The 12,789-nt window shown below is 67.1% G+C and carries 11 protein-coding genes and 1 tRNA gene; 8 read left to right on the top strand and 4 right to left on the bottom strand.

The window, feature by feature from the left end:
- The first annotated feature begins 52 nt into the window (after positions 1-52).
- The 8 genes from WS61_RS13365 (at position 53) to WS61_RS13330 (ending at position 6,979) form a co-directional block, all read left to right on the top strand.
- A tRNA-Pro gene (locus tag WS61_RS13365) sits at positions 53-129 on the top strand.
- A 140-nt stretch (positions 130-269) separates the two neighbouring features.
- Entirely contained in the window at positions 270-1,562 is a 1,293-nt protein-coding gene (locus tag WS61_RS13360; protein ID WP_059500916.1) for an HlyC/CorC family transporter, read from the top strand.
- Positions 1,563-1,832: 270 nt separating this feature from the next.
- Positions 1,833-3,110, top strand: a complete 1,278-nt coding sequence (locus WS61_RS13355) for a GspE/PulE family protein (protein ID WP_059500915.1) — start codon at positions 1,833-1,835, stop codon at positions 3,108-3,110.
- A gap of 2 nt (positions 3,111-3,112) precedes the next feature.
- A complete protein-coding gene (locus WS61_RS13350) occupies positions 3,113-4,318 on the top strand; it encodes a type II secretion system F family protein (RefSeq protein WP_059500914.1) in 1,206 nt (401 codons plus the stop codon).
- A 45-nt stretch (positions 4,319-4,363) separates the two neighbouring features.
- On the top strand, positions 4,364-5,275 hold the full coding sequence (locus WS61_RS13345; RefSeq protein ID WP_059500913.1) for an A24 family peptidase: 912 nt from the start codon (positions 4,364-4,366) through the stop codon (positions 5,273-5,275).
- 1 nt (position 5,276) lies between these two features.
- A complete protein-coding gene (gene coaE, locus WS61_RS13340; RefSeq protein ID WP_059500912.1) occupies positions 5,277-5,885 on the top strand; it encodes a dephospho-CoA kinase in 609 nt (202 codons plus the stop codon).
- A 109-nt stretch (positions 5,886-5,994) separates the two neighbouring features.
- Complete coding sequence (gene zapD / locus WS61_RS13335) at positions 5,995-6,750, top strand: cell division protein ZapD (RefSeq protein WP_027783465.1); 756 nt, start codon at positions 5,995-5,997, stop codon at positions 6,748-6,750.
- A gap of 28 nt (positions 6,751-6,778) precedes the next feature.
- Positions 6,779-6,979, top strand: coding sequence for a DNA gyrase inhibitor YacG (locus WS61_RS13330; protein ID WP_059500911.1), 201 nt, complete (start codon positions 6,779-6,781; stop codon positions 6,977-6,979).
- A gap of 58 nt (positions 6,980-7,037) precedes the next feature.
- On the opposite strand, the gene WS61_RS13325 is transcribed toward WS61_RS13330, so the two are convergent.
- The 4 genes from WS61_RS13325 to secA all read right to left on the bottom strand — a co-directional run bounded on the left by WS61_RS13325 (position 7,038) and on the right by secA (position 12,578).
- On the bottom strand, positions 7,038-7,496 hold the full coding sequence (locus tag WS61_RS13325; protein WP_059500910.1) for an NUDIX domain-containing protein: 459 nt from the start codon (positions 7,494-7,496) through the stop codon (positions 7,038-7,040).
- Positions 7,493-8,362 (bottom strand): ATP-binding protein, encoded by an 870-nt coding sequence (locus tag WS61_RS13320; protein ID WP_034206332.1) that lies wholly within the window; start codon positions 8,360-8,362, stop codon positions 7,493-7,495. The genes WS61_RS13325 and WS61_RS13320 overlap by 4 nt, the downstream gene beginning before the upstream one ends.
- Positions 8,363-8,381: 19 nt before the next feature.
- Positions 8,382-9,623 carry a bifunctional glutamate N-acetyltransferase/amino-acid acetyltransferase ArgJ gene (gene argJ, locus WS61_RS13315; protein WP_059500909.1) on the bottom strand — a complete coding sequence of 414 codons (1,242 nt, stop codon included), beginning with the start codon at positions 9,621-9,623 and terminating at the stop codon, positions 8,382-8,384.
- A gap of 144 nt (positions 9,624-9,767) precedes the next feature.
- Positions 9,768-12,578, bottom strand: a complete 2,811-nt coding sequence (gene secA, locus WS61_RS13310) for a preprotein translocase subunit SecA (RefSeq protein ID WP_059500908.1) — start codon at positions 12,576-12,578, stop codon at positions 9,768-9,770.
- Between the last annotated feature and the right edge of the window lie 211 nt (positions 12,579-12,789).

Genomic DNA, 12,789 nt, shown 5'->3' with positions numbered 1-12,789 from the left:
TGAGACGACGCAGCGATCTTCATGAAGACGGCGAAGTCCGAAGAGCAAAAATCGGGGTGTAGCTTAGCCTGGTAGAGCGCTACGTTCGGGACGTAGAGGCCGGAGGTTCGAATCCTCTCACCCCGACCAGATTTAAAAAAACCGTGCACCGCGTGCACGGTTTTTTTTCGTCCGGCAGCCGCAGGCTCCCGTATCGCGCGCGACACATCGCGGTCGCCGGCCTCTGCTATATTTCCCCCATCCCTGTCCTTCACTGCTCTTTCCAACGCGTGGACCAAATTCCCTTATGGGCGCAAATCGGCGCCGTCTTCCTGCTTCTCCTCTGTTCCAGCTTCTTTTCCATTTCCGAGACCGCGATGATGGCGCTCAATCGCCATCGGCTGAAGCATCTCGCCGGCCAGGGCGTACTCGGCGCGAAAACCACGCAGGGGCTGCTCACGCGCACTGACTTGCTGCTCAGCGTGATCCTGATCGGCAACAACCTGTTCAACACGATCATCCCCGTCCTCACGACCTCGCTCGCGCTCCATACGTTCGGCCGCAACAACCTCGCGCTGTCGATCGCGACCGGCGTCGTCGCGTTCCTGATCATCGTGTTCGCGGAAATCGCGCCGAAGATCGTCGGCGCGACGTTCCCCGAACGCATCGCACTGCCCGCGAGCCTCGTGATCGCCCCGCTGATGCGCGTGTTCAAGCCGGTCGTCTGGTTCGTCAATGCGCTCGCGAACGGCGTGCTGTGGGTGCTGCGCATCAACACGAAGAAGGGCCGCGACCAGCGGATGTCGGCCGACGAGCTGCGGGCCATCGTGCTCGAATCGAGCAGTTTCATGCCGACCAAGCACCGCAGCATCCTGCTCAATCTGTTCGACCTCGAGAACATCACGGTCGACGACGTGATGGTGCCGCGCCGCCAGATCGAGTCGCTCAACTTCTACGCGCCGCTCGACGACATCCTGCATCAGCTCGAAACCTGCTATCACAACCGGCTGGTGGTCTACGAAGGCGACATCGACAAGGTGCTCGGCGTGCTGCACGTGCGCAAGACGCTCACCGCGCTGCACAACCAGGATTTCGACCGCGAGACGCTGCGCACGCTGCTCACCGAACCGTACTACGTGCCGTCGGGCACGCCGGTGGTCCAGCAGCTCCAGTTCTTCCAGGAAACCCGGCATCGCACCGCGCTCGTCGTCAACGAATACGGCGAACTCGAAGGGCTCGTCACGCCCGAGGACATCATCGAGGAACTGATCGGCGAATTCACGACGTCGATGCCGCGCAGCGAACGCGCGGGCGGCTGGGACGAGAACGGCGAATGCATCGTCTCGGCCAGCATGCCGCTGCGCGAACTGAACCGCTGGCTGCACCTGAAACTGCCGACCGACGGGCCGAAGACGCTGAACGGACTGGTACTCGAGATCCTCGAGGAAATTCCGGAAGACGACGTGTGCTTGAAAATCGGCGACGTGATGCTCGAAGTGATGCGCAGCGACGATCAGGCCGTACGTACCGTCAAGCTGTTCAAGCCGCGCGGCACACGTACCGGACGCGGCGCCGCGCGCTAGGGCCTGTTCACGCTAATAACGGGCTTGCGAACGTGCCTTTCCGCCCGCAGGGCAAGAAGAGAGGAGGCGCAATAGCCGTCGCTATCGCAACGACGAACGACGCCGCAATGCGGGCGGAAAGGCACGTTCCCCTTTGGAAAACATTCGTTCGTGGGGCTGGCCCGCTATTAGCGCGAACAGGCCCTGGCCGAACGGCCGACTGCCGGCGCCGCACGCGACGCGCGATCATCTGCGCATCACGGTCAACAGGCGGCCAGCGTGCCGGCTCACATGCATTTCCCTTCCTCCGGGGCGCCGCTGCGCACGCAGTCGTCGCCCGCGCATTCCGACGCTCCGCCCGCCGCCGCGCCCCATGCACTCGATGCAGCCCAGCTCGACGATGCCCCCGCTGTACGCCTGCTGACGGACACACTGCATGCGGCGCGCGTGCGCGACGCATCGGATATCCACGTCGAGCCGTTCGAAGCCGGCTGGCGCATCCGTCTGCGCGTCGACGGCGTGCTGCATGAACTGGCGCGACCGCCACTGCACCTGCGCGACGCGCTCGTCACGCGGATCAAGGTGCTCTCGCGCATGGACATCGCCGAGCGACGGCTTCCTCAGGACGGCCGGCTGCGCATCGCGATCGACGGCGGCACGCGCGGCGACTACCGCGTCAGCTCGCTGCCCACGCTGTTTGGCGAAAAGCTCGTGCTGCGGCGGCTCGAAACGCTGCCGCCCGATCTCACGCTTGCCAACCTCGGCTTCGACGCGCGGCAGGCGGCCGCGATGGAGGCCGCGATCCGTGCGCCGCATGGCCTCGTGCTCGTCACGGGCCCGACCGGCAGCGGCAAGACGCTGTCGCTCTACTGCGCGCTGCAGATGCTCGATCGCGACGCGCGCAACGTCTGCACGGTCGAGGATCCCGCCGAGATCCAGCTCGACGGAATCAATCAGGTCGGGGTCGCCGACAAGGCGGGGCTCACGTTCGCGACGGCGCTGCGCGCGCTGTTGCGGCAGGATCCGGACGTCATCATGGTCGGCGAGATTCGCGATGCGGAAACGGCCGATGTCGCGATCAAGGCCGCGCAGACCGGCCATCTCGTGCTGTCGACGCTGCACACGAACGACGCGCCGGCCGCCGTCGCGCGGCTGCTCGACATCGGCGTCGCGCCGTACAACCTCGCCGCGGCGCTCCACCTCGTCACCGCGCAGCGTCTCGTCCGGCGCCTGTGCGTCGCCTGCCGCGTGCATTCGGACGCATCGGCACGCGCGCTGCGGGAAGCCGGCTGCGACCCGGCGGCGCTGGCAGCCGGATGGCGGCCGTTCGTCGCGCGCGGCTGTGCCGCCTGTCACGGGATCGGCTATCGCGGCCGCATCGGCCTGCACCAGACGATGCCGGTATCGCCCGAGCTGGCCGAGCGCATCGTCGCGCGGGCGAGCGTCGGCGAACTCACGCAGTGCGTGGCGACCGAAGGCGTGCGCACCCTGCGCGACGCGGCATTCGCGCGCGTCATGGACGGCACGACGAGCATCGCGGAAGCCGTCGCCGCCACACCCGCAGCGTGAACATGCGCACGCCGCCGCGCGAAACCCGCTTTGCATGGCGCGGCCGCCATCGCGACGGCTCGCCGCGCCGCGGGATCGTCATCGCCTTTGACGCCGCGGCCGCGCGCGCCACGCTCGCGCGCGACGGCATCGCGGTACTGTCGCTCGACGTCCGCGGGCCGGCCCGTCCGCCTGCGGCGGCCGCACGCGACATCACGCGCTTCACGCGCCAGCTCGCGAGCCTGCTGCAAGCCGGCCTGCCGCTTGCGCCGTCGCTCGAGATGCTCGCGCGCACCCGCACGCGCGACGGCGTGCCGCGCATCGCCGCGGGGCTCGCGCGCGAGATCGTCGGCGGCCGGCGCTTCGCCGATGCGCTCGCACGCTATCCATCGCAGTTCGGCACGCTGTATCGCCAGTTGATCGAAGTCGGTGAAGCGTCCGGTTCGCTCGGCATCGTGCTGACACGGCTCGCGGAACACCGCGAGCGTGCCGATGCGCAATGGCGCAAGCTGCGCGCGGCACTCGCGTATCCGGCTGCCGTCATCCTGTTCGCGCTCGCGATCTCGGCAGCATTGATGGTGTGGGTCGTGCCGACCTTCCGGCAGATCTTCGACGGTTTCGGCTCCGCCCTGCCCGCACCGACTCGCGCACTGCTCGCGCTGTCCTCCGCGCTGTCGGCGTGGGGCGGTGTGCTTCTGGCCGGCGCGGCCGCCACGGGGATTGCCGCGCAGCACGCGCTTCGGCGCTCGGCCTCGCTGCGTCATGCGCTCGCGCGGCGCCTGCTGCGCGCCCCGCTCGTGGGCAGCGCGCTGGAGCGGTTCGCAGCCGCACGCTGGTGCCGCTCGCTGGCGACCCTGCTCGGCGCCGGCGTGCCGCTCGCCGATGCATTCGCCACGCTCGAGCGCACGGCCGGCCATCCGGTGTTCGCGCACGCCACCGCGCACATCGCCGCACGCGTATTGCGCGGCGTGCGTCTGGCCGATGCGATGCATTCGGCCGGCTGCTTTCCGGACGACGTCGTGCAACCGATCGCCGTCGCCGAGGAATCCGGTGCGCTCGACACGATGCTGGCCGACATCGCCGCGTCGTGCGAACGTCAGCTCGACGCGCGTCTCGATGCGCTCGCGGCGCTCGGCGAACCGTTGATCGTGATCGTCCTGGGCGCCCTCGTCGGCGGCCTCGTGATCGCGATGTACCTACCGATCCTTCAACTCGGCAACGTGGTGTAGCATCGCAACCGATTCTGTCGCCTTTTTGTCCGAACCTCGAGCCTCATGACGCCAGCGCCCCTGTCCGCCGTTTCCGATTCGCCCGAGAGCGCGCTGCTCGCGCTGGCGTTGCTGCCGCCCGCGCTGCAGTATGCGTTCGCGGTCGTCATCGGCCTTTGCATCGGCAGCTTCCTGAACGTGGTCGCGCACCGTTTGCCCGTGATGATGCAGCGCGCGTGGCAGGCAGAGATCGCCGAAGCGACGGGCGCCGCGAGCGCCCCGCCCGACGACGGTTATCCGCCGCGCTACGATCTGTGGCGCCCGCGCAGCGCCTGTCCGCACTGCGGCCACGTATTGCGCGCGTGGGAAAACATCCCGCTCGTCAGCTACCTGATGCTGCGCGGGCGCTGCCGGCGCTGCGGCCATGCGATCGGCGTCCGCTATGTGCTCGTCGAACTCGCGTGCGCGCTGCTCGCCGCCGCCTCGCTCGCGGCGTTCGGCCCGACCGTCGCCGCGCTTGCCGCGTTCGCACTGTGCGCGGCGCTGCTCGCGATGAGCGCGATCGATATCCGGACCGGCTACCTGCCCGACTCGATGACGCTGCCGCTGCTGTGGGCCGGGCTCGTCATGAACCTCGGCGGCACCTTCGCGTCGCTGCGCTCGGCCGTGATCGGCGCAATGGCCGGCTACCTGTTCCTGTGGTCGATCTACTGGCTGTTCAAATGGCTGCGCGGCATCGAAGGCATCGGTTTCGGCGACCTGAAGCTGCTTGCTGCGCTCGGCGCGTGGATGGGCTGGGCCGCACTGCCGCAGGTCGTGCTGTTCGCGGCGGTGACCGGTGCGATCGTCGGACTCGTCGCGACCTGGCGCGGCCGCATGCGCTTCGAGGAGCCGATTCCGTTCGGCCCGTTCCTCGCGGCCGGCGGCGTCGCCACGTTGTTTTTCGGCACCCCTTTCTATGCGGCGCTCGGAGGCTGACATGTTTTCCGTAGGACTCACGGGCGGTATCGGCAGCGGCAAGACGACCGTCGCCGACCTGTTCGGCGCCCGTGGCGCATCGCTCGTCGATACCGACCTGATTGCCCATCGCATCACCGCACCGGGCGGCCTCGCGATGCCGGCGATCGAGCAAGCTTTCGGCCGCGACTTCGTGGCCGCCGACGGCTCGCTCGATCGCGCGAGGATGCGCACGCTGATCTTCAGCGACGACGACGCGCGCCGGCGCCTCGAAGCGATCACGCATCCGCTGATCCGCGCGGAGACCGATCGCGAGGCGCACGAAGCACAGGGCCCGTACGTGATGTTCGTCGTGCCGCTGCTCGTCGAATCGGGCACCTGGAAGGCGCGCAGCGATCGCGTGCTCGTCGTCGACTGCCCGGTCGAAACGCAAATTGCGCGCGTGATGCGGCGCAACGGTTTCACGCGCGAACAAGTCGAAGCGATCATCGCGCGACAGGCGACGCGCGAAGCGCGCCTCGCGGCGGCCGACGACGTGATCGTCAACGACGCGGTCACGCCCGCCGCGCTCGCCGCGCAGGTCGATGCACTGCACCAACGTTATGTCGGATTCGCGGCCGCCGCGCACTGAGCGTCGCGCGCGATCGTGATGGTGTACGAAATTGGTGCGTTGCTAGGGTAGAGAGGGGGCATTAGAATGTCCTTCATTGTTTCAATCCCTACCGACGAGGCGAGCGCGCTTGATTCTTTACGAGTATCCGTTCAACGAGCGAATTCGCACGCTGTTGCGTCTCGAAGATCTGTTCGAGCGCTTCGCGTTCTTTTTGGCTCAGGAGGACCCGCGTGAACACCACGTCGCGTTGACGACGCTGTTCGAAATCGCCGAGGTAACGGGCCGCGCGGACCTGAAATCGGATCTGATGAAGGAGCTCGAACGTCAACGCCAGACGCTCGCCCCCTTTCGCGGCAATCCGGGCATCGAGCAGAACGCGCTCGAGGCCGTGCTCGGCGAAATCGAGCAGACGCTCGCGAATCTCGCGCAGATGCAGGGCAAGACCGGGCAGCACCTCGTCGACAACGAGTGGCTCGCCAGCATCCGCAGCCGCGCGGTGATTCCGGGCGGGACGTGCAAGTTCGACCTGCCGTCGTACTACGCGTGGCAGCAGTGGCCCGCCGAGCAGCGGCGCCAGGATATCGCGAAGTGGATCCTGCCGATGCTGCCGTTGCGCGACGCCGCAGCGATCGTGCTGCGGCTCGCGCGCGAATCGGGTCAGGCGTCGAAGGTCATGGCGATGCAGGGCAGCTACCAGCAGATGCTGTCCGGCCGCACCTACCAGCTGATGCAGGTACGGGTGCCGCCGGAGCTGCGCGTGATTCCCGAAGCGAGCGCCAACAAATACATGTTGTGGGTGCGGTTCACCATGCAGGACGGCGATGTGCGGCCGCGCGCGGTGGACATCGACGTGCCGTTCCATCTGACACTGTGCAATCTGTAACGGCCGCGTGCCGGATCGATGCTTTCGTATGACTACCGTCGTGAAATGTCCGTCGTGCGGCGCCGAAGTGCGCTGGACGCCTGAAAATCAGTTCCGCCCGTTCTGTTCGGCCCGCTGCAAGCAGCTCGACCTCGGCGCATGGGCCGCGGAAAAGTACCGGATCGGGGGCGCCTCCGACGAGGGCCCGTCGTCGGAAGAGGACGGCGCCGACGGCCGTCGCGACAGCTGACCGGCACCACGCCGGCCGCCGGCGATATGGCCCGCCTTTCCGGCAGGCCGCCTCGGCGTCAATGCGACGCCGCTTCCTTCTCGAGCAATTCCAGCACCGGCAGCGCCGCCGGCAACAGCGGCGCGACTTCGACCGGCAGTTGCTGCCACACGAACGCCTGCCCTTCCTTGCTGTGCGGCTCGCCCGTCCAGCCCGTCACCTTGCAGAAATAGAGCCGCACATACGCGTGCGGATAATCGTGCTCGAGCGTGTGCCAGCGGTGGCTGGCCGTGACTTCGATGCCGAGTTCCTCGTGCAGCTCGCGCGCAAGCGCGTCCTCGACGCTTTCGCCGGCCTCCAGCTTGCCGCCAGGAAACTCCCAGTAACCTTCATACGGCTTGCCCTGCAGGCGTTGCGCGAGCAGATAACGGCAGCGGCCCATCGGGCCGTCCGGCTGTACCATCACGCCGACCGCGACTTCCGTCACCTTGCGGCCGTCCGGCGCCCGCACGGCGCCCTGTGCCAGGTCCGCGCTCATGCCTGCTCCTTGCGGCCCGACCAGTCGCGCGCGAACTGCCATGCGACGCGGCCCGAGCGCGAACCGCGCTCGAGCGCCCACACCAGCGCGTCGCCGCGCGCCGTCTCGATCTCCGCATCCGGGCAGCCGAAGTGACGCAGCCAGTGCGCGACGATGTCGAGGTAGTCGTCCTGCTTGAACGGATAGAAGCTGACCCACAGACCGAAGCGCTCCGACAGCGAGATCTTCTCCTCGACGACTTCGCCGGGGTGAATCTCGCCGTCCGGCAGATGCTTGTACGACTCGTTGTCGCTCATGTACTCGGGCAGCAAATGGCGGCGGTTCGACGTCGCGTAGATCAGCACGTTGTCCGATTGCGCGGCGATCGACCCGTCGAGCGCGACCTTCAGCGCCTTGTAGCCCGATTCGCCGTCCTCGAACGACAGGTCGTCGCAGAACACGATGAACCGCTCCGGACGCTGCGAAATCAGGTCGACGATGTCGCCGAGATCGTGCAGGTCGTCCTTGTCGACTTCGATCAGGCGCAGCCCGTCGTTCGCGTACGCGTTCAGGCACGCCTTGATCAGCGACGACTTGCCGGTACCGCGTGCGCCGGTCAGCAGCACGTTGTTGGCCGGCTTGCGCTGCACGAACTGCCGCGTGTTCTGGTCGATCAGCGCTTTCTGGCGATCGATGTTGTGCAGATCGTCGAGTGTGATCGACGACACGGCCGGCACCGGCTGCAGGTAACCGCGCCCTTGGCGCTTGCGCCAGCGGAACGCGTGGGCCGCGTTCCAGTCGATGGCCGCCGGTGCGGGCGGCAGCATCCCTTCGAGACGGCCGAGCAGCGCTTCCGCGCGCGTCAGAAACTGTTCAAGCTTGTCCATGTCGTTCGAGCGCTCCCGATCAGGAGCGGTAATCCGCGTTGATGCTCACGTAATCGTGCGACAGGTCGCACGTCCAGACGGTGGCCTGTGCATCGCCGCGGCCGAGCAGCACGCGGATCGTGATCTCGCTCTGCTTCATCACCCGCTGGCCGTCCTCTTCCTGGTAGGCCGGATTGCGGCCGCCAGCCTTCGCGACAAGCACGTCGTCGAGATAGAGATCGATCTTGCCGACGTCGAGATCCGCGACGCCCGCATAGCCGATCGCCGCGAGAATCCGGCCGAGGTTGGGGTCGGATGCATAGAAGGCCGTCTTCACGAGCGGCGAATGGCCGATCGCGTACGCGATCTGGCGGCATTCGGCGACGCTCTTGCCGCCATCGACCTGCACCGTCATGAATTTCGTCGCGCCTTCGCCGTCGCGCACGATCAGCTGCGACAGCACCTGTGCGACTTCCGTCACCGCGTCGCGCAGCGCCGCATAGGCAGGCGAATCGGTCGACGTGATCGCGGGCAGCGTGCTCTTGCCCGACGCGATCAGGATGAACGAGTCGTTCGTCGACGTGTCGCCGTCGATCGTGATGCAGTTGAACGAGCGGTCGGCCACTTCCTTCACGAGCGTGTCGAGCACCGGCTGCGCGACGTTCGCATCGAACGCGAGGAAGCCGAGCATCGTCGCCATGTTCGGCTTGATCATGCCCGCGCCCTTGCTGATGCCCGTCAGCGTGACCGTGTGGCCGTCGATCGTCACCTGGCGCGACGTCGCCTTCGGCAGCGTGTCGGTCGTCATGATCGCCTGCGCGGCGTCGAACCAGTTCGCGGCCTTGCGGTTCGCGAGCGCGGCCGGCAGGCCGGCCTTCAGGCGGTCGATCGGCAGCGGCTCGAGGATCACGCCGGTCGAGAACGGCAGCACCTGCGCCGGCTCGATGCCTGCGAGACGCGCGAGTTCCGTGCAGGTCTCGCGGGCGTTCACGAGGCCCGGCTCGCCGGTGCCCGCATTCGCATTGCCCGTATTCACGACCAGCGCGCGGATGCCCGCGCCGCCGGCCCGTACCTTCGCCAGATGCTCGCGGCAGACGGTGACCGGCGCCGCACAGAAACGGTTTTCGGTGAACACGCCCGCGACCGTCGCGCCTTCGTCGACGGAGATGACCAGCACGTCCTTGCGATTCGGCTTGCGGATGTTCGCTTCCGCCCAGCCGAGCGTGACGCCGGCGACGGGATGCAGTTGGGCGGGATCGATCGACGGAAAATTGACAGCCATGGGGCACACCTGCCGGATGGAAAATGCCGGCACGTGCCGGCATCGATTGGAAGAACCGGCGGCCGCACGCGCGGGCCGCCGCAACTCACATCACTGACTCGAAGCCACGAACGACGCGGCACGCGTGACGCGCGCCGCCGCCGATCATGACAACTTCCCGTGACATTGCTTGTACTTCTTGCCGCTGCCGCACGGGCACGGGTCGTTGCGGCCGACCTTCGGCATTTCGCCGCCGGGGCCGCTGTGCGTCATCGCGCTGCCGACCATGTCGGCCGTCGCGGTGGCCGTCGCGGTGGCCGCCGCGGCTGCCGTGACGTTCGCCACCGGCGCGCCGGCGTCCGCGTAGTCGGCGTGCTGGTATTCGACGTTCTCGAGATGACCGCCGCGCTCCTCGATCTGCTCGGCAGCCTCCTCGAGCTGTTCCGGCGACTGGATCTGCACGTTCATCACGATGCGCGTGACTTCCTGCTTGATCGCGTCGAGCATCGCGGCGAACAGCTCGAACGCCTCGCGCTTGTATTCCTGCTTCGGGTTCTTCTGCGCATAGCCGCGCAGGTGAATACCCTGGCGCAGGTGGTCGAGCGCCGCGAGGTGTTCGCGCCACAGGCGGTCGACCGTCTGCAGCATCACCGAACGCTCGAACGCGCTGAACGATTCGCGGCCGACCATCGCGACCTTCGCCTCGTACTGCTCGTCGGCGGCCGTCATCACCGCGTCGAGAATCTCCTCGGCCGTGATCGACGACGACTCGTTCACCATTTCCTGGATCGCCAGGTCGAGCTGCCAGTCGTTGCGCAACGCTTCCTCGAGCTCGGGCACGTCCCACTGCTCTTCGATGCTGCCTTCCGGTACGAACTGGCGGACGACTTCGGCGATCACGCCGTGACGCATCGCGGTGATCGTCTCGGTGATGTCGTGCGCCTCGAGCAATTCGTTGCGCTGCTGGTAGATCACCTTGCGCTGATCGTTCGACACGTCGTCGTATTCGAGCAGTTGCTTGCGGATGTCGAAGTTGCGCGCTTCGACCTTGCGCTGCGCCGATTCGATCGACCGCGTGACGATGCCCGCTTCGATCGCCTCGCCTTCCGGCATCTTCAGGCGATCCATGATCGAGCGCACGCGGTCGCCCGCGAAGATGCGCAGCAGCGGATCGTCGAGCGACAGGTAGAAGCGCGACGAGCCCGGATCGCCCTGGCGGCCCGCACGGCCGCGCAACTGGTTGTCGATCCGGCGCGATTCGTGGCGCTCGGTGCCGATGATGTGCAGGCCGCCCGCGGCCTTCACCTGCTCGTGCAGCGTTTCCCACTCGTCGTGCAGCTTCTGGATGCGGCGCGCCTTTTCGTCGGCCGGGATCGCGTCGTCGGCCTCGATGAACGCGGCCTGCTTCTCGACGTTGCCGCCGAGCACGATGTCGGTGCCGCGGCCGGCCATGTTGGTCGCGATCGTCACGCGGTTCGGACGGCCGGCTTCCGCGACGATCGCCGCTTCACGCTCGTGCTGCTTCGCGTTCAGCACTTCGTGCGGCAGCCCGGCCTGCTTCAGCAGGTGCGACAGCAGTTCGGAGTTCTCGATCGACGTCGTGCCGACCAGCACCGGCTGGCCGCGCTCGTAGCAGTCGCGGATGTCGCGGATCACCGCGTCGTAGCGCTCCTTGGCCGTCTTGTAGATCTGGTCCTGCTTGTCGATCCGCTTCGGCGGGCGGTTGGTCGGGATCACGACCGTCTCGAGGCCGTAGATCTCGTTGAATTCGTACGCCTCGGTGTCCGCGGTACCGGTCATGCCGGCCAGCTTCGCGTACATCCGGAAGTAGTTCTGGAACGTGATCGACGCGAGCGTCTGGTTCTCGCTCTGGATCTTCACGTGCTCCTTCGCCTCGACGGCCTGGTGCAGCCCGTCGGACCAACGGCGGCCCGCCATCAGGCGGCCCGTGAATTCGTCGACGATGACCACTTCGCCGTTCTGCACGACGTAGTGCTGATCCTTGTGGAACAGCGTGTGGGCGCGCAGCGCAGCGTACACGTGGTGCATCAGCGTGATGTTCTGCGGCGCGTACAGGCTCTCGCCCTCGCCGATCAGGCCCCATTCGGCGAGCAGGCGCTCGGCCTTCTCGTGGCCCGATTCCGTCAGGAACACCTGGCGCGCCTTCTCGTCGAGCGTGTAGTCGCCCGGCTTCTCGACGCCCGTGCCGTCGGCCTTCTCTTCGCCGATCTGGCGCTCGAGCAGCGGCGGCAGTGCGTTCATCCGCACGTACAGTTCGGTGTGATCCTCGGCCTGGCCCGAAATGATCAGCGGCGTCCGTGCTTCGTCGATCAGGATCGAGTCCACTTCGTCGACGACCGCGAAGTTCAGCGCCCGCTGCACGCGCGCGTCGGTCTCGTAGACCATGTTGTCGCGCAGGTAGTCGAAGCCGAATTCGTTGTTCGTGCCGTACGTGATGTCCGCCGCGTAGGCCTGCTGCTTCTGTTCGTGCTCCATGCCGGACAGGTTGATGCCGACCGACAGACCGAGGAAGTTGTAGAGCCGCGCCATCCATTCGGCGTCGCGCTGCGCGAGGTAGTCGTTGACGGTCACGACGTGCACGCCGCGGCCGGCCAGCGCATTCAGGTACACGGGCAGCGTCGCGACGAGCGTCTTGCCCTCGCCCGTGCGCATTTCCGCGATCTTGCCGTAGTGAAGCACCATGCCGCCGATCATCTGCACGTCGAAGTGCCGCATCTTCAGCACGCGGCGGCTCGCCTCGCGACAGACCGCGAAGGCCTCGGGCAACAGCTTGTCGAGCGACTCGCCGGCCGCGACCCGCTGGCGGAACTCGTCCGTCTTGCCGCGCAACTGGTCGTCCGTCAGCTTCTCGATCTGCGTTTCGAGCGCATTGATCGTCGCGACGGTCTTTTGGTATTGCTTGACGAGCCGCTGGTTGCGGCTGCCAAAAATTTTCTGGAGAAAACCGGTTGTCATCGGATCGGATCCTGCGTCGCAGCACCGGCGCCCGGCGCGTGTTGCGCGCCCCGGCGCCCGAGCCTCGGCGGCTTAGCGAATTAGTGGACTCAAACGTCGAATTTTAGCACGCGGGGACGCATGCGCCTGCGTCCCGGCCGGACGGGGCACTGCGGGCCCAAGCCGGGCGGACACGGGCGAAAGCTCCCCGTGCGCAGGCCGGCGCGGGTAC

Source organism: Burkholderia sp. ABCPW 11 (assembly GCF_001523445.1).
In the GTDB taxonomy this organism is placed as follows: Bacteria; Pseudomonadota; Gammaproteobacteria; order Burkholderiales; family Burkholderiaceae; genus Burkholderia.
This window is presented reverse-complemented; position numbering and strand designations above follow the sequence as displayed.

What these genes read in the sequence shown, in the direction of transcription:
- WS61_RS13355 (WP_059500915.1), top strand. Translation starts at nt 1,833, where the DNA reads ATGCATTTCCCTTCCTCCGGGGCGCCGCTGCGCACGCAGTCGTCGCCC.
- WS61_RS13350 (WP_059500914.1), top strand. Translation starts at nt 3,113, where the DNA reads ATGCGCACGCCGCCGCGCGAAACCCGCTTTGCATGGCGCGGCCGCCAT.
- WS61_RS13345 (WP_059500913.1), top strand. Translation starts at nt 4,364, where the DNA reads ATGACGCCAGCGCCCCTGTCCGCCGTTTCCGATTCGCCCGAGAGCGCG.
- coaE (WP_059500912.1), top strand. Translation starts at nt 5,277, where the DNA reads ATGTTTTCCGTAGGACTCACGGGCGGTATCGGCAGCGGCAAGACGACC.
- WS61_RS13330 (WP_059500911.1), top strand. Translation starts at nt 6,779, where the DNA reads ATGACTACCGTCGTGAAATGTCCGTCGTGCGGCGCCGAAGTGCGCTGG.
- WS61_RS13325 (WP_059500910.1), bottom strand. Translation starts at nt 7,496, where the DNA reads ATGAGCGCGGACCTGGCACAGGGCGCCGTGCGGGCGCCGGACGGCCGC.
- WS61_RS13320 (WP_034206332.1), bottom strand. Translation starts at nt 8,362, where the DNA reads ATGGACAAGCTTGAACAGTTTCTGACGCGCGCGGAAGCGCTGCTCGGC.
- argJ (WP_059500909.1), bottom strand. Translation starts at nt 9,623, where the DNA reads ATGGCTGTCAATTTTCCGTCGATCGATCCCGCCCAACTGCATCCCGTC.
- secA (WP_059500908.1), bottom strand. Translation starts at nt 12,578, where the DNA reads ATGACAACCGGTTTTCTCCAGAAAATTTTTGGCAGCCGCAACCAGCGG.